The sequence below is a fragment of the Exiguobacterium qingdaonense genome, assembly GCF_018617855.1.
GTDB classification, from domain to species: domain Bacteria; phylum Bacillota; class Bacilli; order Exiguobacteriales; family Exiguobacteriaceae; genus Exiguobacterium; species Exiguobacterium qingdaonense.
On sequence record NZ_JACSKY010000001.1, the window covers coordinates 449,541 to 472,032 of the forward strand.

General features: G+C 47.0%; 27 protein-coding genes. 7 read left to right on the top strand and 20 right to left on the bottom strand.

The annotated features are described in order from the left end of the window. Positions 1–193 precede the first annotated feature (193 nt). Together def and KNP00_RS02275 are read left to right on the top strand one after the other, a co-directional pair. On the top strand, positions 194–733 hold the full coding sequence (gene def / locus KNP00_RS02270; protein WP_215141837.1) for a peptide deformylase: 540 nt from the start codon (positions 194–196) through the stop codon (positions 731–733). 1 nt (position 734) lies between these two features. Next, complete coding sequence (locus tag KNP00_RS02275) at positions 735–2,360, top strand: alpha/beta hydrolase (RefSeq protein ID WP_215141839.1); 1,626 nt, start codon at positions 735–737, stop codon at positions 2,358–2,360. A 41-nt stretch (positions 2,361–2,401) separates the two neighbouring features. Here the strand turns inward: KNP00_RS02275 and KNP00_RS02280 are convergent, their stop codons facing one another. Together KNP00_RS02280 and rnjA are read right to left on the bottom strand one after the other, a co-directional pair. Then, positions 2,402–3,859, bottom strand: a complete 1,458-nt coding sequence (locus KNP00_RS02280) for a phospholipase D family protein (protein WP_215141841.1) — start codon at positions 3,857–3,859, stop codon at positions 2,402–2,404. Between the two features lie 60 nt (positions 3,860–3,919). Beyond that, positions 3,920–5,587, bottom strand: coding sequence for a ribonuclease J1 (gene rnjA / locus KNP00_RS02285; protein WP_215141844.1), 1,668 nt, complete (start codon positions 5,585–5,587; stop codon positions 3,920–3,922). Positions 5,588–5,798: 211 nt separating this feature from the next. On the opposite strand from rnjA, the gene KNP00_RS02290 reads away from it, so the two are divergent. Beyond that, entirely contained in the window at positions 5,799–6,575 is a 777-nt protein-coding gene (locus KNP00_RS02290) for a Cof-type HAD-IIB family hydrolase (protein ID WP_240542654.1), read from the top strand. Positions 6,576–6,631: 56 nt separating this feature from the next. Here the strand turns inward: KNP00_RS02290 and KNP00_RS02295 are convergent, their stop codons facing one another. The 5 genes from KNP00_RS02295 to KNP00_RS02315 form a co-directional block, all read right to left on the bottom strand. Continuing rightward, positions 6,632–7,294, bottom strand: coding sequence for a potassium channel family protein (locus KNP00_RS02295; protein WP_215141848.1), 663 nt, complete (start codon positions 7,292–7,294; stop codon positions 6,632–6,634). A gap of 131 nt (positions 7,295–7,425) precedes the next feature. Beyond that, positions 7,426–8,457, bottom strand: a complete 1,032-nt coding sequence (locus KNP00_RS02300) for a cytochrome d ubiquinol oxidase subunit II (protein ID WP_215141850.1) — start codon at positions 8,455–8,457, stop codon at positions 7,426–7,428. A gap of 14 nt (positions 8,458–8,471) precedes the next feature. Further along, entirely contained in the window at positions 8,472–9,860 is a 1,389-nt protein-coding gene (locus KNP00_RS02305; RefSeq protein WP_215141852.1) for a cytochrome ubiquinol oxidase subunit I, read from the bottom strand. Between the two features lie 259 nt (positions 9,861–10,119). Beyond that, positions 10,120–11,241, bottom strand: a complete 1,122-nt coding sequence (locus KNP00_RS02310; RefSeq protein WP_215141854.1) for an N-acetyldiaminopimelate deacetylase — start codon at positions 11,239–11,241, stop codon at positions 10,120–10,122. Then, positions 11,241–12,116 carry a LysR family transcriptional regulator gene (locus tag KNP00_RS02315; protein WP_215141856.1) on the bottom strand — a complete coding sequence of 292 codons (876 nt, stop codon included), beginning with the start codon at positions 12,114–12,116 and terminating at the stop codon, positions 11,241–11,243. The genes KNP00_RS02310 and KNP00_RS02315 overlap by 1 nt, the downstream gene beginning before the upstream one ends. 108 nt (positions 12,117–12,224) lie before the next feature. Here KNP00_RS02315 and KNP00_RS02320 point away from each other — a divergent pair, with 108 nt between their 5' ends. Continuing rightward, positions 12,225–12,611, top strand: coding sequence for a disulfide bond formation protein B (locus KNP00_RS02320; protein WP_215141858.1), 387 nt, complete (start codon positions 12,225–12,227; stop codon positions 12,609–12,611). Between the two features lie 44 nt (positions 12,612–12,655). Here the strand turns inward: KNP00_RS02320 and nadE are convergent, their stop codons facing one another. From nadE to KNP00_RS02360, 8 genes are all read right to left on the bottom strand, one after another. Beyond that, the gene (nadE, locus tag KNP00_RS02325) at positions 12,656–13,471 is read right to left on the bottom strand and encodes an ammonia-dependent NAD(+) synthetase (RefSeq protein WP_215141859.1); all 816 of its coding nucleotides are present in this window, start codon (positions 13,469–13,471) and stop codon (positions 12,656–12,658) included. Between the two features lie 108 nt (positions 13,472–13,579). Then, positions 13,580–14,362 carry a BsuPI-related putative proteinase inhibitor gene (locus tag KNP00_RS02330; protein ID WP_215141860.1) on the bottom strand — a complete coding sequence of 261 codons (783 nt, stop codon included), beginning with the start codon at positions 14,360–14,362 and terminating at the stop codon, positions 13,580–13,582. 98 nt (positions 14,363–14,460) lie between these two features. Then, entirely contained in the window at positions 14,461–14,655 is a 195-nt protein-coding gene (locus KNP00_RS02335; protein WP_215141861.1) for a hypothetical protein, read from the bottom strand. A 244-nt stretch (positions 14,656–14,899) separates the two neighbouring features. Next, positions 14,900–15,991, bottom strand: a complete 1,092-nt coding sequence (locus KNP00_RS02340) for a virulence factor (protein WP_215141862.1) — start codon at positions 15,989–15,991, stop codon at positions 14,900–14,902. Positions 15,992–16,075: 84 nt separating this feature from the next. Beyond that, on the bottom strand, positions 16,076–16,315 hold the full coding sequence (locus KNP00_RS02345; protein ID WP_215141863.1) for a hypothetical protein: 240 nt from the start codon (positions 16,313–16,315) through the stop codon (positions 16,076–16,078). Positions 16,316–16,383: 68 nt separating this feature from the next. Then, positions 16,384–16,944: an NADPH-dependent FMN reductase gene (locus KNP00_RS02350; RefSeq protein ID WP_215141865.1), complete on the bottom strand. Its 561-nt coding sequence runs from the start codon at positions 16,942–16,944 to the stop codon at positions 16,384–16,386. Next, a complete protein-coding gene (locus KNP00_RS02355) occupies positions 16,931–17,650 on the bottom strand; it encodes an alpha/beta fold hydrolase (protein WP_215141866.1) in 720 nt (239 codons plus the stop codon). Before KNP00_RS02355 ends, KNP00_RS02350 begins: the two co-directional genes overlap by 14 nt. Further along, entirely contained in the window at positions 17,647–18,222 is a 576-nt protein-coding gene (locus tag KNP00_RS02360; RefSeq protein ID WP_215141867.1) for a GNAT family N-acetyltransferase, read from the bottom strand. The genes KNP00_RS02355 and KNP00_RS02360 overlap by 4 nt, the downstream gene beginning before the upstream one ends. 149 nt (positions 18,223–18,371) lie before the next feature. Between KNP00_RS02360 and KNP00_RS02365 the strand changes: the two genes are divergently transcribed. Both KNP00_RS02365 and KNP00_RS02370 read left to right on the top strand, forming a co-directional pair. Beyond that, positions 18,372–19,103 (top strand): hypothetical protein, encoded by a 732-nt coding sequence (locus KNP00_RS02365; RefSeq protein WP_215141868.1) that lies wholly within the window; start codon positions 18,372–18,374, stop codon positions 19,101–19,103. Between the two features lie 272 nt (positions 19,104–19,375). Beyond that, complete coding sequence (locus KNP00_RS02370) at positions 19,376–19,663, top strand: hypothetical protein (protein ID WP_074037396.1); 288 nt, start codon at positions 19,376–19,378, stop codon at positions 19,661–19,663. Positions 19,664–19,731: 68 nt separating this feature from the next. Here KNP00_RS02370 and KNP00_RS02375 read toward each other — a convergent pair whose 3' ends face one another. Genes KNP00_RS02375 through KNP00_RS02390 form a run of 4 tightly spaced genes read right to left on the bottom strand, consistent with a single transcriptional unit; the run spans position 19,732 to position 21,578 of the window. After that, entirely contained in the window at positions 19,732–19,923 is a 192-nt protein-coding gene (locus KNP00_RS02375; protein WP_215141869.1) for a hypothetical protein, read from the bottom strand. Continuing rightward, complete coding sequence (locus KNP00_RS02380; RefSeq protein WP_215141870.1) at positions 19,916–20,449, bottom strand: hypothetical protein; 534 nt, start codon at positions 20,447–20,449, stop codon at positions 19,916–19,918. Before KNP00_RS02380 ends, KNP00_RS02375 begins: the two co-directional genes overlap by 8 nt. Continuing rightward, positions 20,446–21,033, bottom strand: a complete 588-nt coding sequence (locus KNP00_RS02385; protein WP_215141871.1) for a phosphatase PAP2 family protein — start codon at positions 21,031–21,033, stop codon at positions 20,446–20,448. Before KNP00_RS02385 ends, KNP00_RS02380 begins: the two co-directional genes overlap by 4 nt. Next, positions 21,033–21,578, bottom strand: a complete 546-nt coding sequence (locus KNP00_RS02390) for a phosphatidylglycerophosphatase A family protein (protein ID WP_215141873.1) — start codon at positions 21,576–21,578, stop codon at positions 21,033–21,035. Before KNP00_RS02390 ends, KNP00_RS02385 begins: the two co-directional genes overlap by 1 nt. Before the next feature lie 175 nt (positions 21,579–21,753). Between KNP00_RS02390 and KNP00_RS02395 the strand changes: the two genes are divergently transcribed. Continuing rightward, positions 21,754–22,263 carry a YjcG family protein gene (locus KNP00_RS02395; protein ID WP_215141875.1) on the top strand — a complete coding sequence of 170 codons (510 nt, stop codon included), beginning with the start codon at positions 21,754–21,756 and terminating at the stop codon, positions 22,261–22,263. 2 nt (positions 22,264–22,265) lie between these two features. Here KNP00_RS02395 and KNP00_RS02400 read toward each other — a convergent pair whose 3' ends face one another. After that, complete coding sequence (locus tag KNP00_RS02400; RefSeq protein WP_015881231.1) at positions 22,266–22,454, bottom strand: hypothetical protein; 189 nt, start codon at positions 22,452–22,454, stop codon at positions 22,266–22,268. Between the last annotated feature and the right edge of the window lie 38 nt (positions 22,455–22,492).

A 22,492-nucleotide genomic window follows, 5' to 3' on the forward strand; every position in this document is an offset into this window, starting at 1 on the left:
CTTGTCAGTATAAAACGGGTTGTTACAATAACGCAAAAAATATGCTCACTTAAATAAAACGCTTACATCCAAGGGATATGACATCTTTTTTACTACTGTATTATTTTCATTTCACCTTCTGTACCATCTACATTCCTTCCTGTTTGAATATGATATAATCAAACGTATACGTTTGATAGAAAGGAAGTTGTATATGTTAACGATGAAAGATGTGATTCGCGAAGGAGATGAACGGCTTCGCACTCGTTCAACTGAAGTATCGGTTCCGCCAACAGAAGCAGACTTGGCGTTACTCGACGAGATGGAGACGTTCCTCATCAATAGCCAGGACCCAGAAATGAGCGAAAAATATGAGCTGCGGGGCGGTGTCGGAATCGCCGCACCTCAACTCGGTGTGAATCGCCGTTTCTTTACAGTATTGCTTCAAGAAGAGACAGAAACATTTAAACTCTCGATCTTCAACCCTAAAATCACGAGTCATTCCGTCGAACAGACATTTCTAAACGGTGGCGAAGGCTGTCTATCGGTCGATCGCGTGGTAAAAGGAAATGTACCTCGTTTTCGTCGAATCACGTTAGAAGGGTTTGACCGCGACGGGAAGCCGATCAAGCTTCGCTTACGCGGGATGCGCGCCATTGTCTGTCAGCACGAGCTAGACCATTTGGACGGGATTTTGTTTTATGACCGCATCAATACAGCGAACCCGCTAGAAACTTACGGCGAACCGATTTAACATGAAAAGCTCGAGAAAAAGGGCACTGTTGTTACTATTCCCACTTTTATTTCTTTTAATCGGGGGATGTGTACGTATTAATTATGACGCGACTGTAAACTACGATCAGTCCGTCTCGCTTGAGACGACCTATGCGTTTCGTGACCATCCCGTTATGAAACTCCTCAACTTACGCCTTGACTGGGATACATGGAAAGAGCAGGCAGAAAAGAATGGATACGAGACGGAAGATTACTTGAGTGCTGACGACTATGAAGGCATGGTCTTAAAAAAGACGTTCGACAGCGTGGACGACTTGCAAGGGATTAAAGAAGAGTGGAAGACAGGACCGTCTGGCATTCTCGTCCCACCCGATATTCAATTCGACGTCTCTCATCGAGAAGGCATATGGTTCGATTCTTATACGCTTCAGACGAATCTTGATCTTCGGCTCGACCAAGTTGACTTGCCGGGTGTCAACCTGTCAGGTTCCCCGAAAAAGTTGGCCGAACGATATATCCGACAAGCTGACATTCGCTTCAACCTGAACGTGCCGACCGGTGTATTCGTAGAGGACGGAACAGGACTCGATATCCGTTCCATGAAGCACGTCGAGTGGCAAGTTTATGGTGGTCGCCAAAACAATTTAGAACTCGTCGCCCATGTACCAAACGTCAAAGCATGGATCGTGACGGTCATCACCTTGATTTCGGTGGCTACCTTATCGTATATCATATGGCGAAAATATCGAAAAAACGTCGGAGACCCGAAGAAGACATCGATACGCTCGCGACTTTTAGGACTGTTGATCGTCTCGCTCTCGCTGGCATTGATTATCGTCACCATACGTCAGGAAATAGGAAATGAACGCCAGTCCGAGGCGATTCGCGAAGCCTCTCAGACGAATGAGTTCATTCCCACATTTGCCGTCCACGGATTACTCGGCACGGACCGAACGTTCTTACGATTCTCACAAGCGATGGAACAGAGCGGTTATGCGACGGATGGTGCCTTATGTACCGTTACCGATAAAGGTAAGGCGGACTGCGAGATTTATGATTACAGTTCGACTCGTCCCATCGTCCGAATTGAGTTCGAGGATGCCGAGGCTTCGCTGAACAATCAAACAAAATGGTTGAATGCAGCCATTGAAATGTACAAAAAAACGAGAAATCGTTCGTTTGATCGTATGTACATCATTGGTCACAGCATGGGTGGTGTCGCTGCCGCGAACTATATTCTGAATCAAGAGACGTATATCATTGATAAGTTCGTCACGTTCGATAGCCCGTTCGGCGGCACACGACTTGCGAACTTCGGACTGTCTGCGAGCAACTTCGGAATCAATACGGGCAGTCCCGCCATCCGTGATTTGTCACCAAGTTCGGATGGGCTGCAAGCGTTCCAGTCAAAACTCGAGACGTGGCCACGTTCTGTACAGGTTCTCTCATTCTCAGGACGAGGCGGTGAGTTTAACTTGATCGAGTCATCGAGCTCGCTCTTGCTCGAGGAATATACGAATAATATTCAAACAGAGACCGTTCCGTACGATCATTTCTCTCTTCACCGTAAGAGTGATGTCTTGAAAGAGACCGGGACATTCTTATACGAATACACGAACGAGTTCAATCCAATCGAGACGAACTGACGTCAAAACAGCTATCCTCAAAAATGGAGGATAGCTGTTTTTTAGTATGTCATCGTCCACGTGATCTTTTGAAGCCAATACATCACGTACTTACCAAGCGGGAGGTCGGTTTGAATCTCTTCGTACGCCACCGTGTAAGTTCCGTTCTCATTGTTCCACAATCGATTAAAATACTCGTCCACCTCGTCAAAGAAGGATGTGTCCGCTTCACCCTTCACCTCGACATCCGCTTCAAGATTATAATCGTTCATATTCCGTGTCGTATAATTACCAGAACCTAATACGACCGTCTTCTCCGATCCGTCCACATACAAGATTTTCGGATGATACTGTTCCTTGCCGACGTCATACCATCGAATCTCGATTTGTTCAGGATTGACGGTGTTCAGTTCTGCTGTCACTGGCAAGTTCGGCAAACCTGATTTTGAACGTCCGAACGCATTTGTGTTCGGGTCGAGAATCAAGTTCACGGTCACGCCCCGCCCTGCGGCGTCCTCGATCGCTTGGATGATGTTGCGGTCGGCCAAGTAAAACATACCGATCCAAATCGTATCTCCGGCGCTCGCACCATTCATCGCATCGAGTACCGACTCCTGAATTTTTCCTTCTGTCACATAGCGGATCTTCATCGGTGCATCGGTCGGCTCACCCTCGATACGAGATAGCGCCTCGTCGTCAGGGAAACGTCGCGCGTCGCCTTTCGAGAATGTAGCGACCGCCTGCTCACCCTCAATGATTTCTTTTAAGATCGGTCCTTTGAGACGAACTCCGACATTGGAGTGGTAACCACTCGCGTCATGAGGATTTGCAGACAGGACAAACCCTTCATTTTCCGTCACCATCACTTTCCGGTGGTTCGCTTTAATGTTTAACAACCGTAAGTACGCACGAACCGTAATATCCGGGGCGGATGATGCCATCGGATTCGGCAACCAACCGTCTTGACTGTCCCCGAACCACTGAATCGCCATTCGATAGAAAGTGGAATATAAAATGTTCGGATCGCGGAGGGCGTCTAGATTCGTGTATACGACTTCCACACCCGCTTCCTCTAGCACATCGAAATGATCAGAGACGTGACCGTTATACGTCGTATTAATGTCATCAGTGATGAAGACGACTGACAAGTCTGGATATCGTTCCATCTGCTCCAACAATGCGGCCGATAGACGAGCCGTCAGATCAGGATATTGTCGGTCTTCATTCGAGTATGGATTGAATAAAAAGAAGTCCATGACGATATACTCTTTCGCCTCTCGAATTGCTCGTTCGACCTCATTGAAAATTTCTTGTTCGACAATTTCTGTGTCCTCACCTTGATAAGTCAAATCATAGAGAAAATCGATTTGGTCATCTGTGATCATATACGGTTCAGACTGCCGTGACACACCTTCTGGCAACGGCTTGACCTGATGATACACGAGCGTGATGAGAAAAATGAGCGCGATGGTTGCCATCCCCCACTTCAACCATCCCCTCTTCTTTTTCTTATTAGCCATAAACAATCCCCCTCATTCGCTTGTAAAAAAACGAGCTGTAGTCTCCTACAGCCCGTTGAATCATACTTCCATAATAATCGGCAGGACCATTGGGTGTCTCCGCGTCTTTTGCGCCAAGTATGGTGTGAGCGTATCAGAGACGAGTTGCTTCATTTCTGACCACTTCATCTGTTTGTTAGACAATCCTTGCTCGACTGTTTTCTTCAACAAACGTTCCCCATCCCGAATCAAGCTACCTGACTCGCGCATGTAGACGAATCCACGTGAGATGATGTCTGGTCCTGAAACGAGTTTGCGTGTCTTCCCATCGATACTGATGACGACGACGACGAGCCCGTCCTCAGACAGGATGCGACGATCCCTTAATACGATATTCCCGATATCTCCGATTCCGTTACCATCGATGTAGACAGCGTTCGCAGAAATTTTACCCGTGATCGCGGCCGACTCCGAATCGACGGCGAGCACTTCGCCATTGTCCATGACAAAGCTATTTTCTTTTGGAATGCCAACGGACTCGGCAAGCTCGGCATGCTTTTTCAACATCCGGTACTCACCATGAATCGGCATGAAGAATTTCGGATTGAGAAGACGAATCATCAATAATTGTTCTTGTTGCGACCCGTGTCCTGATGTGTGGATGTTCGTCAACTTCCCATATACGACATCCGCCCCAGCTTTATACAACTGGTCAATCGTCTTCCCGACCGAGATGGCGTTACCTGGGATTGGAGAAGAGGAGAAGATGACCGTATCGCCAGGGATGATTGACACTTGACGATGGGTCCCGTTTGCGATGCGACTAAGTGCCGCCATCGGTTCCCCTTGTGAACCGGTACAAAGAATTGCAATCTCATTCGGGTCGTAATGACGCATTTGATTCGCTTCAATAATCATTCCTTTTGGAACGTTGATGAAACCGAGCTCCTGCCCGATCGTCATGACTTTTTCCATCGATCGACCGAAAATCATGAGATGGCGACCCGTCTCGGCACAGGCATCGATCACTTGTTGCAATCGATAAATGTTTGATGCGAATGTCGCAAAGATGATGCGGCCGTCTGCTTTTCGGAACGTCTCGCTAATCGTGCCCCCGACGACGCTCTCACTCATCGTGAAGCCTTCGACCTCCGCATTGGTCGAATCGGACAAGAGACAGAGGACGCCTTCTTTCCCGATTTCCGCCATCTTGGCAAGGTCTGCCGGCTCACCGACCGGAGTGAAGTCGAACTTGAAGTCACCCGTATGGACGATGTTCCCTTGTGGCGTCTTGACGACGACTCCGAGTGAGTTCGGAATCGAGTGCGTCGTGCGGAAGAACGAGATACTCGTCTTACGGAACTTAATGAGTGAATCCTCATCGATCTCGTGGAGCTCTGCCTCACGTAACAATCCATGCTCCTCAAGTTTCACTTTAATTAACCCGAGTGCGAGCTTCGTCGCGTAAATCGGTAACTGAACCTGTTTTAATAGGAACGGAATTCCCCCGATATGGTCTTCGTGACCGTGTGTGATGAATACCCCTTTTACTTTGTCTTTGTTTTTAATCAAGTACGAGTAATCAGGAATCACATAGTCGATCCCAAGCAAGTCATCCTCTGGGAACATGATTCCCGCATCGATGACGATGATTTCGTCTTGGAATTGAACAACGTATGTGTTCTTCCCGATTTCTCCCAGTCCGCCTAATGCGAACACGGCTGTTTGGTGGTTCTTAACAAACTTCATTTAATCTCTCCTTACTTCAATTATTAATACATCTATGTGAAACATAAGTGATTCTCGAATATGCCCGTAAGATTCTTTTTTCATTATAGCTCATATTACGACAACATTTCACTAACGATGTGATATTCGTGGTAGTTTCCTTATTTCATGGTATCCTTTTAGTGGGTTTGAAAAACATATTCCGAGACAAAAAGAAAGAATGGTGAATGAAATGGAAGACCAAAAAGTTGTTTTTTTCGACATTGACGGGACGCTCTTACATGAAGGCAGCTATATCCCACCTTCAACGATTTCAGCAATTCAAGCTTTACGGGATAACGGTGTCGAGACGTTCATTGCGACAGGACGTGGACCGGCTATGCTATCAGACATCCCAGAGCGCGTCGGAATTGATAGTTTCGTTTGCTATAACGGTCAAATCGTTGTCCATAAAGGGGAGATCGTTTATCGCAACACGCTCTCAAAAGACGCGCTCGGTCGTTTGTCAACGCATGCCTCGTCAAACGACCATACACTTGTCTACTTAGGACAAGACCGAGGCGGTGCCTCAAAACAGAATGACGCGATTGTCGAACAATCACTCGGCGAGCTAGATATGCCGATTCCTCGCTTTGAACCACATTTCCATGTGAACGAGGACGTGTATCAGACACTCATCTACTGCACGCAAGAAGACGAGCATCACTATCTTGACGCCTATCATGAGTTCGACTTTATCCGTTGGCATCCTCATGCGATGGACGTAATCAACAGAGGGGCGAGCAAGGCGGATGGCATTCGTCATTTCATTGAGACGAACGGTTATCGTTTGGAGAACACGTATGCCTTTGGCGATGCGTTGAACGACCTGGCCATGCTTCAATATGTAGGGACGGGAATCGCAATGGGTAACGCTCGTACTGAAGCCAAAGATGTGGCGGATTTTGTCACAAAATCGATTCTTGAGGACGGGATTGAACACGGTCTGAAGTCGATGAATCTCATTTAAAAAAAGACCTACTTGGATTGAGTCGCAATTGCGAAAACATTCAAGTAGGTCTTTTTTTATTTCGAACGCAACGTTCGTTCTAGTCGATCTAAATCGGTATCCTTTCCGATGATAATCAAAATATCTTCAGAAAGAATCATTTCATCAGCCTGAGGAGAGATAATCACATCATCATCGCGACGGATCGCAACAATGTTGACGCCATATTTAGCCCGTAAGTCCAAATCAATGAGTGATTTGTTAGACAACTTGTCTTGTGCTTTAATCTCGACAATCGAATGTTCGTTCGACAACTCCAGATAATCGAGAATGCTTTGGCTCATCAATCCGTTCGCGATCCGAACGCCCATGTCACGCTCCGGATGCACGATGTTATCCGCACCGATGCGGCGTAGCACTTTTTCATGATAATCATTGGTCGCTTTGACCGTGATGATTTGTACACCAAGCTCTTTTAAAATCAACGTCGTCAAGATCGAAGCTTGAATGTTTTCTCCGATTGCGACGATGACGTGTTCAAAGTTTCGAATTCCTAAGCTTTTTAATACGTTCTCATCGGTCGTGTCGGCAATAACGGCATGAGTTGCCAACCCCATAAACTCGTTGACACGTTCTTCATCGGAATCGATGGCGAGGACGTCATATCCGTTCGATGACAATTCACGGACGATTGACCCACCAAATCGCCCTAAACCGATGACTGCAAATTCACCTGTCATGATGCTACATCCCTTTCCTACACATGTTCTCTTCTTGATTCTTCGTTCAGTTTAACTGATTCCACTTCAAAACTCTATACAAAAAAACAAAACGGGATTCCCTTCAAATAAAGGAAATCCCATCTTCGACATTATGCTTTTCCACTCGAGCGTTTTCCTCGTACGTAATCGTTGTCAAACAAGAATAGTCGAAGCAACAGGTAGAGTGCCGGGACGAGAAGGAGTAAACCTAAGATAAACACGACGACAAGCGCCACTGCCATCGACTCGTTGACGACACTTCCGTTGATATCGATATACGGATACAAAATGTACGGTAAATGTGAATATCCGTAGCCGAACCAAGCCATGAAGAATTGACCCATCACCATTAAGAATGCAATCCCGTAGTTTCGTTTCATATAAACGAATGAGACCGCGATGACAAAGAAGAGGAAACTCATCGCGAACCACCACCAATTGCCTCCCAAAATATTCTCATAGTGCCAAGCCGCTTGTGACTTCAGTCCGAAAAAGACAAGTCCCGACGCAATAATCGTCGGAACGCTCCAGAAGAGCGCCCACTTTCTGACGAGCTCGACCGCATCGCGATCACGCGCCTTGTCCGCATAGAACAAAAGAAACATCGCACTGATGTACAAGACGGAGACGATCGCCAAAATGACGACTGTCCACGAATAGAAGTTTGTGAACAACTTCGCTCCGTCAAAGATGACCCCGCTCTCTGTCTCCGTGATGAATCCACCTTGGCTGACCGTCAACACAGTCGACATCGAGGCAGGGATGAGTAATCCCGTCGCCCCGTATAAGAACATATAGAGCGTACTTTCTTTCGAACCGTAATTCGCAAACGCATAGAAACTGCCTCGAATGGCGAGTAGAATCAATACGACAGACGCCGGAACGAGCAAGGCTGTCCCATAGTAATAAGCCGTGTCCGGAAAGAAACCAACGATTCCGACGAAGAAGAAGACGAAGAAGACGTTCGTGACTTCCCATGTCGGGGACAAATAGCGCTTGACGAGTCGGTTCACTAGATGGTCGCGCTTCGTATAACGGCTATAGAAGGCGAAGAACCCTGCACCGAAGTCAATCGATGCGACGATGAGATAGCCGTATAAAAACGTCCATAGAACGGCAATCCCTAATTCTTGAATTTGCATGTCATACCCTCCGATCACACTTCATCCGAAAACATCGCTTCACCACGATGTTCAGATTGTTTTAGTTCTTTCCCTACTGGATTCTCTTTGAACAGACGTGATAGAACGACCACAGTAACTGTTCCAAGTACCGCATAGAGGATCGCGAAAGCGACAAGCATCCAACCGACATTTGCAGAAGTCGTAGCCGCTTCACTCGTGCGCATCAAATCATAAAGCGCCCAAGGCTGACGACCAAATTCAGCGAAGAACCATCCGAACTCAATGGCTGCCATAGCCAGCGGTCCACCCGCTGCAATCGCAAAGAGCATCGGTTTACTGAATTGATTCAATCGCCTGATATAACGTCCTAGAACGAATAGGAAGGAGATGAGTGCGAGCAACATCCCAATCCCGACCATCGCATCGAACAAATAGTGAACGAAGAGCGGTGGTTGATCTTCTTTGGCAAACTCATTCAAACCAGTGACCTCGTAGTCCGGGACACCACCGGCAAGGATGGAGAGGGCGTAAGGAATCTCTAATGCGCCTCGAACGATATAACCACCTTCACCGTCATCCTCTAACCAACCACCGAGAATCAATCCCGCTTCGGAGGACGTTTCGAAATGCCACTCTGCTGCGGCTAACTTATCCGGTTGATATTTCGCCAAATATTTACCTGAGAAATCACCGACGAGCGCTGTTGCAATCGCAAAAATCAACGCGACCGTCATCGTCAAACGTAGGCCTTTCTTATGGTACTCAATCGACATTTTATCAAGTTGATTACGACGTTGACGTAACAACTGAACGGCTGCGATGGCAGCTAAGATGAAGGCCGATGTTAAAATGGCGGACGTCAACACGTGTGCCATTTTCGTCGGCATGGCCGGGCTGAACATCGCTTCAAAAGGACTGACGTTCGCCAATCGACCATCGATGATATCAAACCCTACCGGTTGGTTCATGAAACTGTTTACTACTGTAATAAAGAACCCTGAGAACAATGCACCGACCGCAACCGGGATTCCGAGAAGCATGTGATGCCAAGGATTTTTGAAGCGGTCCCATGTGTACAAGTAAATTCCGAGGAAGATCGCTTCAAAGAAGAATGCGAACGTCTCCATGAAAAGTGGGAGCGCAATCGTTTGACCCGCAACGCGCATCAAGTTCGGCCAAAGTAGCGACAGCTGAAGACCAATCGCCGTACCCGTCACGACCCCGACTGCAACCGTCACGACATAGCCGCGCGACCACCGCCGAGCCATAAGCGTATACTTTGGATCCTTCTTACGAATCCCTAAAAATTCTGCCAATAAGATTAAAAGTGGAACCCCGACTCCGAGTGTGGCAAAAATCACGTGGAAACCTAACGTGAGTGCCGTCAATGCTCGGCTCATCAGGACAGGATCTTGAAACATCTATTGATTACCTCCTATCTCTCTCTATCGTTTCGAACCCATGTATGAAACGACAATCACAGATGAATACCCTTCGATACTTTCATCATAATGATTTTAGGTGATGCTGTAATGTCTCAATGCTTGAGTTCGCAAAATGTTCACATTTGAACAATCTACACAAAATCGTCGCTTTACATTCATCCTTTTTTCCCTTTTCCCTCATATTTCATTCCCATTTGAACACATCAAAAGCGGCCCCAAACGAGACCGCTTCGTATTATTGGATGATGACTGTACGGAAGTAATGATCGAATAAATCGATCGCGACTTCAATGGCGCGCTCATCAGGATTAAGTGTCGATTGATGGAGCCCTGACCCCATGTCGTTCACACCGAGCCAAACCATGAACCCCGGGATTTGTTTCAGCATATAACCAAAATCTTCACCCGTCATGGCAGGCACGCAAGTCTTATACGAGTAGCCTAGCTCTTCGACCGCTTCCTCGAACTGATAGAGGTAGCGCTCATCGTTGACGACCTCGTGATAACGATTGCCAAACTCAAGGTCGATTTGAACGTTATATGTCATCTCGACCCCTGCGATCATTTGACGAATCCGGCTCTCAAGCACGACCATTTCCTTGTCAGATAGCGCCCGGACCGTCCCGTCTAACTTAGCCACGTCCGCGATGATATTCTCTTTCGTCCCGGCCGCGACCTTTCCGATACTGACGACGGCACTTCCCATCGGGTCAATGTTGCGAGACACAATCGTTTGCAGTTGCATGATGAGCGCCGCTTGAACGACGACGGCATCAATGCCTGAATGAGGGAATGCACCGTGCCCCCCTTTTCCGTGAATGGTCATATGAAGCTCTCGTGCGCTCGCAAACAATACACCTGGTCGCGAGGCCACCATCCCGACCGGATACTCTGGGGCAACGTGTAATCCGAACAATACATCTGGACGGAAATGATAAAACAGCTCCGACTTCGCCATCGGCTCCGCACCACCCGGACCTTCCTCGGCAGGTTGGAAAAAGACGACGAGGTGATGGTTGAACGGTACTTCGACCGCCCGTTTAATCAAACCGAGCGCGATTGACATATGGACATCGTGTCCGCATGCATGCATCATCCCTTCGTGAATTGATGCAAACGCTAAGCCCGTCTCTTCGGTTATCGGGAGACCATCCATATCGGCGCGATACCCGACCGTTCTCTCACCGACGAGCCCATCTACACGTACGAAAAGTCCCGTTCGCCAATGGGTTATATGAACACGTGGAGAGTCGAGCTCGCGAATCAACTGTTCGAGTGTCGCTTGTGTTTTAAACTCCTCATAGCCGGCCTCTGGAATCAGATGTAGTTTTCTTCTCGCTTCGATTGCCCAATTCATCATTCAGTCTCCTCCGTCACTTCTTCGACAATATCCCAAAATGCTCGTACTTGTGCTAGTTCCATCATCGATTCAGTTGAGAGCATCCACGTGTCCCGAACGAGCGGTACCCCATCCGAGGATGTCAGTTGAATCTTGTTCATCTCGTTGACATCCTTGATGGTCGACTCGGGCAAAATTGCAAAGCCGATGCCGTGGAGTGCCATCTGTTTGCACGTCTCAATCTGATCTACGACGAGTGTCGTGAGTGGCGGACTTGAAAACCGTTCTTGCCACCACTCTAATATTTCCTGGTAATACGTCGAGTCACTCTTGAACTGGATAAACGAGCGCTCGTTATTTTTTAGTTGCGCGAGGTCGGTCATTTTCAAATCGACCAAATGCAAAGAATCAGAGAATAACTTCATTCGCTCTCCCCGCCAATCCGGGTTCCCGCGAATGATTCCGATATGGAAGTTCTCTTCGAGCATATAGCGCATCATTTCACTCGACCATCCCGTGACTAATTTGACACGCACGGATGGATAGCGCTCCACGAACGTCTTCAATACTTTCGGAAGCCAATATTGTCCCATGATCGAGGCGACGGCAATCTTTAGCGTACCATATACTTCACCTTGATTCGCCGTCAACTCGCCCCTTAGCTCTTGTTCTTCACTGTACATCTTTTTGGCGAACTCGATGATTTTCTCTCCATCTGGCGTCAATGCGAGCCCCCTCGTGGAACGAACGAAAATCTTTTTCCCCCATTGATGCTCAATCGTCACGAGCCGTTGACTGAGCGCCGGTTGTGAAACGAACAATCGCTCGGCCGCTTTACGCATATTCAATTCTTCTGCAAGAACAATCAACACTTCTACTTCCGAAACTTGCATCTCGTCACCTGTTTCTCTATCATTTGAAAGATTGTATACTGAATAAGTATTTGTTTCAATGTATCATATCATGTTTGTCCACTAATTTGAGGGTTAGGAGGAAATCTGATGCAACGACATCATTTCGCCTTTATCGTTGCGACGATCGCGACGCTTGCCAGCCTTTATTTCTCTGAAGTCAGGCTCTTTTTACCATGCAAGCTGTGTTGGTTCCAACGCATCTTTATGTATCCACTCGCCATCTACTACTTGACGATCATGTTGACCGCACGGAACGTCAACCGCTTATTCGTCGGAATTATGGCCGGTGCCGGTTGGTGTATCAGTCTATATCACGTCATCCTTGAACGTATTCCGAATGGAGAAGCCTTCTGTACGAATGACTGTCTCATTCGTTGGGTGAATTACTTCGGGTTTATCACGATTCCCTTACTCAGTTTCATCGCCTTTACATGTATTTTGATCATCCAATTCGTCCCGTTCAAAAAAGCATAAGACGCATAAAGGAGAAGCTGTCGTCATGACAACTTCTCCTTTTCTCAACGCCACCACTCATCATACATGGATGCAGGAACATGATGCTTATGACGTGAACGCTTGAAAATCGTCTCGATGCGCTCGGCGATTGTCGGATCTATTTTCTTTCCTTCCAAATAATCGTCCAACTGATCGTATGTCATCCCGAGTGCGACTTCATCAGGGAGACCCGGTCGACCATCTTCAAGGTCGGCCGTAGGGACTTTATAAATAATTTGTTCATGAGCTTCTAGCTCGTGAAGAAGTGCTTTTCCTTGACGCTTGTTCAGCCCTGTCAGCGGAGTTAAATCACAGGCCCCGTCTCCGTGTTTCGTATAAAATCCTGTCACATACTCGGCTGCATGGTCCGTCCCGACAACGAGGGCTCCAAATGTTGCGGCGATATCGTATTGTGCCTTCATCCGCTCCCGCGCTTTCGTATTCCCTTTATTAAAGTCACTCAACTCGAGACCGGTCGCTTTATGAAACGCTTCTACCGACGCGTCCACAGCAGGCTTGATGTTGACGATGAGCGACTGATCCGGACGAATGAACTCGAGGGCGAGGCGCGCGTCGTCCTCGTCATGTTGTTCACCATACGGCAATCTCACCGCATAAAACGTGTATTCGTCAGTTCCTTCATCCCGTAGCTCTTCCATGGCGAGCTGACATAGTTTTCCGGCCAGGCTTGAATCTTGGCCACCTGAGATACCTAAGACGAGCCCTTTCGCACCGGCACGTTTGACATAAGCTTTCAAAAAGTCGATTCGCTGGCGAATCTCTTCTTTCGGGTCGATGACCGGTTTGACATGTGTCGATTCGATGATGTGTTGTTGCATGGATTACCCTCCCATTGTGCTCTTGTTTTTTTTATTGTCTGATAATCCTTATACCGCGTCAACTTACATCCAAAAAGAAAGACGGAAACGATCGTTTCCGTCAACACTTTATTGAATTTTGAATGATGTCACTTCTCCACCGATTGGTGTCATCTCTAAGAACAATCGTTGATCTTTTGCTGGCGCCTCGTCGAGCAGTACGCCAAACGAGAACCCTCCACCTGTCACTTCAGCAGCACCTTGGGCATAAAGGTTATGCCCGTCTGATACGGACCATTCAAACTCTACTTCGTCCGTGAAGCCACTGACTTGAATCATCGTATCCTTCAAGTCAATCTTCACATCGCGGAACGCCCCATCCGATTGAGGTTCTGACACAGGTGTCTCCGATGGTTCTTCAGGTGTTTCGGTAGCAGATCGTTCAACCGTGAAAGTTACCTCATCCGTCACAGCAATCTCGGGTGCCCCTTCGACTTGCCCAAGCCCAATCACCTCAACTGTATATTCACCCGCTTCTAAATCCAATGGAAACACTTCATCGAACACTTTTTGACTATCCGTTTCCCACTTCTCTTCGATCACGGACTCTGTGAACATGTATTCACTACCATAATCGAACACGATTTGATCGCCTTGCTTGACGACCAATTGAAAGCGTTGGGACGTGTTAAATGTCACATCCACTGCTTCTTCATTCGGGTTCATCATCGAGACCGTAGCGGACAACGTATTCGCCGACGTGTCGTAAGCGACTTCAGTGTCGAGCGTCAGCGGAGCCGGTGGTTCGGACGAATCGCTATTCACTTGACTCGGTTTCGCCTCGTCTTTCCCACACCCTGCTACGACTAGTAAGATTGCCGTCACAACGGCGAGCAACCAAGTTTTCTTCATTGATTCCACTCTCCTCAACAAAATAAAAAACGTCTATAGCACTAGTGTATACAAAGTGCAGACGTTTGTAATGATTTTCCTTATATTATTTACCTTTTTTACGAAACGTTCTCTTCGTTCATGTATTGTTGCCAACCGGTCATGAACAATGAATCTGCGATATCGAGATCTGACCGGACTTGAGCCGTAATCGAGAACGTCTCACTATGCATCGATTCGAATGTGACGACCACCGTTTCTCCGATTACTTCTTTATAAGCGACAAGTTCAGGCGTTTCTGCAAACAATATCATAAGTATGGCTCCTTTGTTCATCTGTGATAACCATAGTGTACCAATCTAAAACCAAGATGTTTGTCCTATCGTTCGACAGAGAAACAGAGACGTTGTACCTATTGTCGAAACGCTTACATCAAATGTTAGTCAATTGGTTAAATGTACATGTGATTTTATGAAAAAAGGAGCGATCTGCGATGCAGACGCCCCTCATTGCCTTTAATTGTAAAATAATTTGATTCACCACATGTCGAACGAAACATCATTTAGAACGGTTCGAAATTTGTTGCCAAACCGTACCGAGGGCGGTTTCCCCACTCGAGATTCGCTCTTTCGCCAGTCTTGATTGCAATGAAACCTCAAATTCTCGGTCTTGCTCGGCGACAGACAAGGCCGGTAGCGCTTGTTCATCTCCACAATCAAACAAAAATCGTGCCGCTCGCCAGCGAACGAGTTTATTTTTGTCCTTCAGCGCCTCAATCATGGATGGTTGCGACTGTGGCAATGCCCAATCCGACACAGTGTCACCAGCCGTACGTCTCACGATAGGAGAAACATCTACAAGCGCTTGTTCGATATAAGTGACATATTCTTCACGACGCTCTTCAAACATCCCGATCATGACGACCGCCTGCCGACGAATGGCCATCACTGAATCTTCTAACGCACGACGGAAATACGGCACGTTTTCATGACGAATCTCAAGTTCATCCAAGAATGCCATGCGATCTTTCCAGTTATCTGACTGTAAGTGGTTCGCGTTCGCTTCGAAATCGGCCTCACGTCCAAACGCACGAGCAACGATTCGTTCGACCCGCTCTTTTGGATAGGCAGCCTCTAGCTCTTCTTGAGCGACGACACTTACTTCCTCCAATTGACCATATCGTGGGGCCTGTTCCACCCAACGCCGGTCTTGGATCACATTTTTCACCTGTGCCTGCACTTCCATGGCTGCGTCGACGAATCGTTTGGACAAGCCGATTCGTTTTTCTTCGTCCCCTTTGACGAGCTTCAATTGCATCGGCACGTCAAGCACAAACTGGACAGATACGTGAACCGGCTCATAATCTGTATCCATCTGAGTGGAGTCGACTTCTTCGACACGTTCCCCGAACGCGCGTCGAATCTCGTTCATGACGTCATGCCAATCATGTTTCGGATGACGTTCAACAGCGAGAAAATCAGATACGGCATATACCGATTTTACTCCACGCAGTGCCACGATTTCTTGAATGATCGTCGGAGCACCTGTACTCGCTTTGTCGTACGTGACCCCTCTCCCTTCAAACGGGGGTTCCACGATGATTTTCAAGTTATTCGGACTTGGCGTTGGTTCAATTGCTACTAATTTCATTCTCATCACCTCACTTATCATCGTGACGAAAATGACAAAAAAACGCAAGCGAGTCGCTTGCGTCAACTACTCATCTATATTCAGTCAGAACAACGCGATGAACTGCTGGAGCGAATACAAATTCCCATCTACAGTGAACGTGTCGTCCTCTGCAATCGGCTCGAGGAAGAAACGTTTTTCACCGTTCTCTTTCACATATCCGAAAATATGATTTGATTGATAGAACAACTCAACAATCGTCATGCGTCCAAACGTCAATCCATCATTCATTACCGCCCGATCACCTAATTCGCCGCCATTGTACAGTTCGATGTAAGTTTCCATTCTGGTGTCGCTCCTCTTGTGTTTGTTTTCACATATCCTTTCTATCAAACATCGGGGGCGACTTCAAGTTAATTTTTTGCGTTACGCTTCCAAAATTCAATCCATTTGTAATACTCAGATAACGTTTTTTTAATTTGCGTTATAGATTGTTCATCATGTAATCCCGAATCATCTATTTTCCCTTTACAATGTGTAACGAAAATTTCGTTTCCTGGTAAAACATTTGCCCGATTTGTGGCAAATACTTGTCGAAGATGAATCTGACACCTTGCCGTCCCAAGAAGACCAGGTGATGCCCCGGCAATCATAACAGGTTTATCACGAAGTGGGGTGCCCGGTTCAAGTGACAGCCAGTCAATTGCATTTTTCAAAACACCAGGGATGCTGTGATTATATTCTGGAGTGACGATTAACAGACCGTCCGCTTCTCTTATCGTCTGTTTTAGCGAGGCCACTTCTTCTGGCTCGTCCGGGTCGATCAAATCGTCGTTGAAGAGCGGGAGCTCAATTGAGACGATATCGACGTCAAAGTCATCTCGAGCCAACTCGATGATTGAATGCAAAAGTGCCGTATTGAACGATTGTTTCCGGAGACTACCGGACATCGCAATCAGTTTATACTTTTCCATGATGAACCTCCTGGATCCATTGATTGATGATTGCCGCTTCTTCTTGCGGACTTTCCATCATTCCCATGTGACTGTAAGGTACGATCGCTGTCGTATGTGGCGACGCACCTAGAAATGCACGCTCTCGGTCCATGTTCGGATCTTTCTCACCGAATATGAACAAGCCGGGGAGATTGCTCATTTCCACTGCATCGACCTCGTCCGTTCTGTCTCGAATCGCTCGTTGCGCATTCACGATCCCATCTGTCGTCATCTCATACCCGATTGCAATCGCTTGTCGAATAAGTTCAGGGTCTGAATCGTTCGAGAAGACATTCGGGATCATCCCGTCAATGAACGGTTCGACCCCTTCCTCGATGACTTTATGAATGGCGCCGTTCCGTTTTTCCTTCGCCTCGTCTGAATCAGCAGCAGCGGTTGAGTGAATCAAGCCGAATCCTGATAGCTCGCTTTCATATCGGCGGACGAGGTTCGTCGTCACATAGCCTCCAAACGAATGTCCGAGCACGAATGGTCGCTCAAGCTCCCGAAGTCGAATCTCTTCGATGACCCAGTCCGCAAATTGATCCATCGTTTCTGGTCCCGCCTCCGTACCTGCATGCCCGGGTAGCGTAAGCGCATGAACATCAGCATCAAGTAATGGCTCCAACTGTTCAAAATACTTTGGTGAACCACATAATCCATGTAATAAAACGAGTGACTTCATATGAACGAATGCTCCTTTTCTTCCCATTCTGATTTGAGTAACCGATACATGGTCAAATCCATGAATCGTCCGTGACTGTATGCATAGTCGTGCAGCAAGCCTTCCTCGATGAACCCAAGCTTTTGTACGAGATGGTTCGAGCCTTCATTTTTCGGTGCGACCAAGGCCGAGATCCGGTTGAACTTGAACTCTTCGAATCCGTATCGGATGACAGCAGTCGCCGCTTCAAAAGCCACCCCTTGTCTCCAATAATGAGGGGAGACCTCAAATCCGATTTCAGCCCTGTAATATTGAGGTGTCCAATTATGGAACCCGATTGTCCCGACCAACTCGTTCGTCATCCGATCGCAAATCGCCCAGCGAATCGCTTTACCTTGTTGAAATTGATCTTTGAAATAAGCGATCACATTCTTTGCCTCATAGACGGCAATGAGCGGATCCGACCCATAATATCGCATCACTTCTTCAGTCGACAGGATCGTATAAAGTGCTCTAGCATCACGCGGTTCTAGTTCTCGTAAAATAAACCGAGGCGTAGCGAGCTCAGGAAAACTTCGTTTCAATCCCCACATGTGGAACCCGCCTTTCTTATTCGTTTCCCCAATTATACTTCTCTTTTCCCAAATGAATCGATGTCAACCCTCGAGAATCGTCTCAAGTTAGCGGAAAGCACGTGTTTTTGCTACTATATGTATAGTATGTCAAGTTAAGGGGATACGATATGTCAAAACAACTCTTTTATTTGAAGCAAGACCGAGACGTTCAACGCTTCACGCTACACGGGGTGACGTTGGGCGATGTAACAGAAGCACTTTCTGTGACGAGACCGATGATCATTGGCCGAACAGACATTAAAGGAATGAGACAATCTTCAAGGTCACGTTTTCGTTACATCGAAGCACACGAACTCACTTCGTTCTCGACTAAGTATTTGAATAATCAAACGACATTCACAGCAATCGATTTTCCGGATTATAACACGCTCGAGACGTTGTCCGATCATGAAATTGCAGAAATCCTGTTTTTAAGTCATATGGAACGCGGGATCAAGAAACCGTTCCTTGACTCACTCGATAACGAAATCGCCTTTTTCAATGAAGCAAATGACAGACACAGCAGCCTCTACATCCGCGATTGGTCGACGATCAATCGTTTCGTCCAGAACATATTGCAAAGCAAACTCGACCGAGACATTCGCAATATCAGTTTCGTTCCAATCCCGCTTCCTGTCATTGATGAACTGCTCGATTTGGCGCCTCAAGGACTTATCATCGACTTCGATCATATAAAAAGAAGTTTGTTTAATCGACAAATCGCGATCTCTTTCTACGTGGCGGGTCGTTATGAGGATATGTCTGTCCTTGAGGAAGACTTCGATGCCAAGAAAGAGTCCATTGCACTAAAAGGCCAATTATTGTATCGCCGTCGTACGTGGCAAATCGAACGGTTATAAGGTCATGCATGTAATGAATCGATTCGAACCTCTGAAAACGAGGTTCTTTTTTGTTATTTTCAGGTCGAATGTTACAACCAATCTCCCATCATCAACGAGCTTGAACGCTATTCTTAAAAATTGATAACAAATTGTCTTAATTTTTTGTTAAATTATCACTTTTCTTTTTTAGACGAGGCGTTATACTAGGAATAACCTTCTAAAGGAATGGAAGGCAATATAGAGAAAGCGAGGTGAAAATCTATTCATCACGCGATGGATAGATACACGAAATGGAACAACTGAAAGTACAAGGAGTCTCTTCGTTCACCAAGTTTGCGACGAATGGAAAAATGCTGAAACTTAAAGATGCCCATGCGGGAGAACAACGCATATCCCTACAGGACGCGACCGATATTCAAGTCTCCCTGCTCGACGAGGACCATTCGCGCTTCACTATATTCGGTCATGCCCACCCACTCGTGGAGCTGATCCTTCCACATAATTCTTGTGAAGTCCTTTATGCCTGGTTACTACACAAGATGAAACGACAAAAAATCAAACTCGCTTCAAACGCTTAAACAAGACAAGGTCTGCTCTCCATGTGGGAGGCAGACCTTGTCTTATGTTAGGATTTTGTTCCTTGCGATTATGAAGTTGCTGCGACCGGGTTTCTGCGATAGATTGTGATGCCACCGTGTTTGGCCTCTCCAACCACTTGGAAGAGCCATCCTTTCTCAATCAAAAGGGTTCGAACGGTTAAGAACTCTTCGCGTGGTACGTTCACTTCATCCACTTGTTCGTCAAGCAATTGCTGAAATGTCATTTCCCAATCAGTCATGTCGATTCTCCTCACGTACGTCTTCTTCGCGCATCCACTCGAACAGGCGACGTCCGGATTCTAAACGGTCTGTCTTGTCCAACAATGCTGTCGGGACGATCCGTTTAGCATCAACTGACTCATCTCCTGCAAAAACGACTGGCTCATTCGTCATCTGTTCAATATACTGAAGCGCGAACAATAAGATTGATTCTTCTTTACCCAATCCACTTGCCTGTAGCGCGACATCATACGCCTCGTCTCGCCGATTGTCTACGAGTAACGTCTTTCCCCCATCGAGCAAAGTCATCGACGGCACGGCGTCGACGTGGAAAACCTCATACGAACGATACGTCTCCTCATCATAAGCTAACAACGGGACAAATTGACGACGACCCGTCCATTTTTTCAATTGGAACAAAATCTTCATCGAAGTGAACCACGTCGCTCCTTGTATATCTTTTTCTACTAATATCGTCGGAACTGTTGCCTCATCCGCTTCTTTCTTTTGAACGAATAACCATTTCTCCACATCAACAACAATCAAACCGTTCTCCTCCTTACAATCCATTCTGACAATGCGATCATCGTCAACGCGACAAGCCAACCGCCGAGCACGTCACTGAAGTAATGGACGTTTAAGATGACCCGACTAAGCGACACGGCAAGCACGATTCCAATTAATATGAAGATGATAATCGGTGAGCGCTGTTTACGAAACAACACATACGCAGTCAGACCATAAATGGCCAGCGATCCTGAAGCATGTCCGCTCGGAAAACTGTACGTCGTCGCATCGAGGGATGCATCGATAAGCGGCCGATCGATCCCGTAAACGAGCTTCAGCACTTGGGTAAACAGAAGTGTCCCGATCCCGACGAGCGCTAGGCGCCACGCTTCGATACGGTCCCCGCGCCAATACCAAAACAACAACCCTAATATGGAGAGTCCCACAATGACTTGTGCACTCCCTAGCTCTGTCACGTAGGCAAACACTCGATCCGGTAGCGGCTGTAACCATTTATAAACGAGTGTGTTCATCGGATCGACCGCCCCTAAAACGACAAACACCGACACGATCACAAACGCGATCGTCCCGGTGATGACTACCATTTGTGGTGTCCACTTCATCAATACAATCCTTTTCGTTCACGCATCTCTTCTTCTCCGAAGTCGACCATGTCTCGTAGGCGGTGCGCCAATCGTCCAGATGCGTTTGCCGCAATCGCGCCGACGAGGTCGTCCATGAACGTATGCACTTGACCATCATCCATTTTCGTGTCGAGTTGCTTGATGATGCCGATTTTTGCCTTGTCTAAGTATCCGAACGTCGTTACGGCAATCGAACCATATGTGTTGACCGCACCGATCGCAATCGTCTCATCCACTCCAAACAACCCTTCGTCAGAAGCGATAATTGACAAAAGCGGCTCGGATAATTGACCTTTTTCGGCCAATATATCAAGTTCCGACCCGACGAGAATCGCATGTTGCAGTTCACGTTTGTCGAGTACCGCCTCGACAGAGTCCATGCAATCTTTCAATGAAAGATGTGGCGAGTATGGCGCCTGCATCTGATAGACGATTTCTGAAATCGATTCAATCGTGACACCGCGCTCGAGCAACCGTGCTCGAGCTGCTTCTCGTACGTCTCGTGAGTGTGGTACATGTTTCATAATAGGCGCAGGATCGAAATCCCGCTTCACATCCCTTCGTTCAGAGAGGATTCACCTCTCTGTATGATATAACCATTATACTGAAAAATCGAAAAAAGACGAACCCCGCTTTGACTTCCCACATTAAATCGGTCATCATAAACATGTAGGTTATACGATTAAAGGGGGAAGAGGAATGAAGATCGGGGTAGTCTTATTTCCGTCAAAACAAGTGCAAGATTTTGCGAACTCTTATCGAAAACGGTATGACACAAAATATGCGTTGATATCGCCTCACGTGACCATTAAAGAACGGACAGAGGTATCAGAAGAAGACTTGCCAAAAGTATTAGAATACTTGCAGCAAGTCGCGGATTCGACTAAACCGATTCAGTTAAAAGTCGATGGTGTCCGATCTTTTGCACCAACGAACAACGTATTGTATTTGAAGGTGTTACCGACACGCGAACTGTCGACTTTACAACAACAACTACATGAAAATGTATTGAATCAACCACCAAAATATGAATTCTTGCCGCACATCACGATCGGCCAAGACTTGACCGACGCCGAACTGTTCGATGTACTTGAGCGGTTGCGCATGGAGCAAGTCCACTTTGAGGAGACCATCTCAAGGATGGCCGTCATGTACGAACTCGAAAACGAAACATGGAACGTCTATGAGACGTTCCGTTTCCGAGGCTAATCTTATATGCTCCGGTCGACATAGCGACCGGGGTTTTTTTCTTGCTCTTCTTCTAACCACTCTTCCCGTCGAGGTCGGATTCGCTGGACACGTTTGATGCGTGTCACTGGCTCGATACTAGCTCGACCGGACGGTTGGACTTGACGGTTGACGTATTGAACAACGGTAAAATCAATCTGATAAGGACCCATGATCTGACCTCCTTCATAGGTCCTTACCCATTTCTTCT

Bases quoted from the DNA above. Each gene is read 5' to 3' on its own strand.
- KNP00_RS02295 (WP_215141848.1), bottom strand. From the start codon at position 7,294: ATGACAGGTGAATTTGCAGTCATCGGTTTAGGGCGATTTGGTGGGTCA.
- KNP00_RS02350 (WP_215141865.1), bottom strand. From the start codon at position 16,944: ATGGAAAAGTATAAACTGATTGCGATGTCCGGTAGTCTCCGGAAACAA.
- KNP00_RS02335 (WP_215141861.1), bottom strand. From the start codon at position 14,655: ATGATATTGTTTGCAGAAACGCCTGAACTTGTCGCTTATAAAGAAGTA.
- KNP00_RS02385 (WP_215141871.1), bottom strand. From the start codon at position 21,033: ATGAAGTGGACACCACAAATGGTAGTCATCACCGGGACGATCGCGTTT.
- KNP00_RS02400 (WP_015881231.1), bottom strand. From the start codon at position 22,454: ATGGGTCCTTATCAGATTGATTTTACCGTTGTTCAATACGTCAACCGT.
- KNP00_RS02390 (WP_215141873.1), bottom strand. From the start codon at position 21,578: ATGAAACATGTACCACACTCACGAGACGTACGAGAAGCAGCTCGAGCA.
- KNP00_RS02370 (WP_074037396.1), top strand. From the start codon at position 19,376: ATGGAACAACTGAAAGTACAAGGAGTCTCTTCGTTCACCAAGTTTGCG.
- KNP00_RS02330 (WP_215141860.1), bottom strand. From the start codon at position 14,362: ATGAAGAAAACTTGGTTGCTCGCCGTTGTGACGGCAATCTTACTAGTC.
- KNP00_RS02290 (WP_240542654.1), top strand. From the start codon at position 5,799: ATGGAAGACCAAAAAGTTGTTTTTTTCGACATTGACGGGACGCTCTTA.
- KNP00_RS02395 (WP_215141875.1), top strand. From the start codon at position 21,754: ATGAAGATCGGGGTAGTCTTATTTCCGTCAAAACAAGTGCAAGATTTT.
- KNP00_RS02365 (WP_215141868.1), top strand. From the start codon at position 18,372: ATGTCAAAACAACTCTTTTATTTGAAGCAAGACCGAGACGTTCAACGC.
- KNP00_RS02280 (WP_215141841.1), bottom strand. From the start codon at position 3,859: ATGGCTAATAAGAAAAAGAAGAGGGGATGGTTGAAGTGGGGGATGGCA.
- KNP00_RS02360 (WP_215141867.1), bottom strand. From the start codon at position 18,222: ATGTGGGGATTGAAACGAAGTTTTCCTGAGCTCGCTACGCCTCGGTTT.
- KNP00_RS02300 (WP_215141850.1), bottom strand. From the start codon at position 8,457: ATGCAAATTCAAGAATTAGGGATTGCCGTTCTATGGACGTTTTTATAC.
- KNP00_RS02340 (WP_215141862.1), bottom strand. From the start codon at position 15,991: ATGAAATTAGTAGCAATTGAACCAACGCCAAGTCCGAATAACTTGAAA.
- KNP00_RS02345 (WP_215141863.1), bottom strand. From the start codon at position 16,315: ATGGAAACTTACATCGAACTGTACAATGGCGGCGAATTAGGTGATCGG.
- KNP00_RS02275 (WP_215141839.1), top strand. From the start codon at position 735: ATGAAAAGCTCGAGAAAAAGGGCACTGTTGTTACTATTCCCACTTTTA.
- KNP00_RS02310 (WP_215141854.1), bottom strand. From the start codon at position 11,241: ATGAATTGGGCAATCGAAGCGAGAAGAAAACTACATCTGATTCCAGAG.
- KNP00_RS02315 (WP_215141856.1), bottom strand. From the start codon at position 12,116: ATGCAAGTTTCGGAAGTAGAAGTGTTGATTGTTCTTGCAGAAGAATTG.
- KNP00_RS02305 (WP_215141852.1), bottom strand. From the start codon at position 9,860: ATGTTTCAAGATCCTGTCCTGATGAGCCGAGCATTGACGGCACTCACG.
- def (WP_215141837.1), top strand. From the start codon at position 194: ATGTTAACGATGAAAGATGTGATTCGCGAAGGAGATGAACGGCTTCGC.
- KNP00_RS02375 (WP_215141869.1), bottom strand. From the start codon at position 19,923: ATGACTGATTGGGAAATGACATTTCAGCAATTGCTTGACGAACAAGTG.
- KNP00_RS02355 (WP_215141866.1), bottom strand. From the start codon at position 17,650: ATGAAGTCACTCGTTTTATTACATGGATTATGTGGTTCACCAAAGTAT.
- nadE (WP_215141859.1), bottom strand. From the start codon at position 13,471: ATGCAACAACACATCATCGAATCGACACATGTCAAACCGGTCATCGAC.
- rnjA (WP_215141844.1), bottom strand. From the start codon at position 5,587: ATGAAGTTTGTTAAGAACCACCAAACAGCCGTGTTCGCATTAGGCGGA.
- KNP00_RS02320 (WP_215141858.1), top strand. From the start codon at position 12,225: ATGCAACGACATCATTTCGCCTTTATCGTTGCGACGATCGCGACGCTT.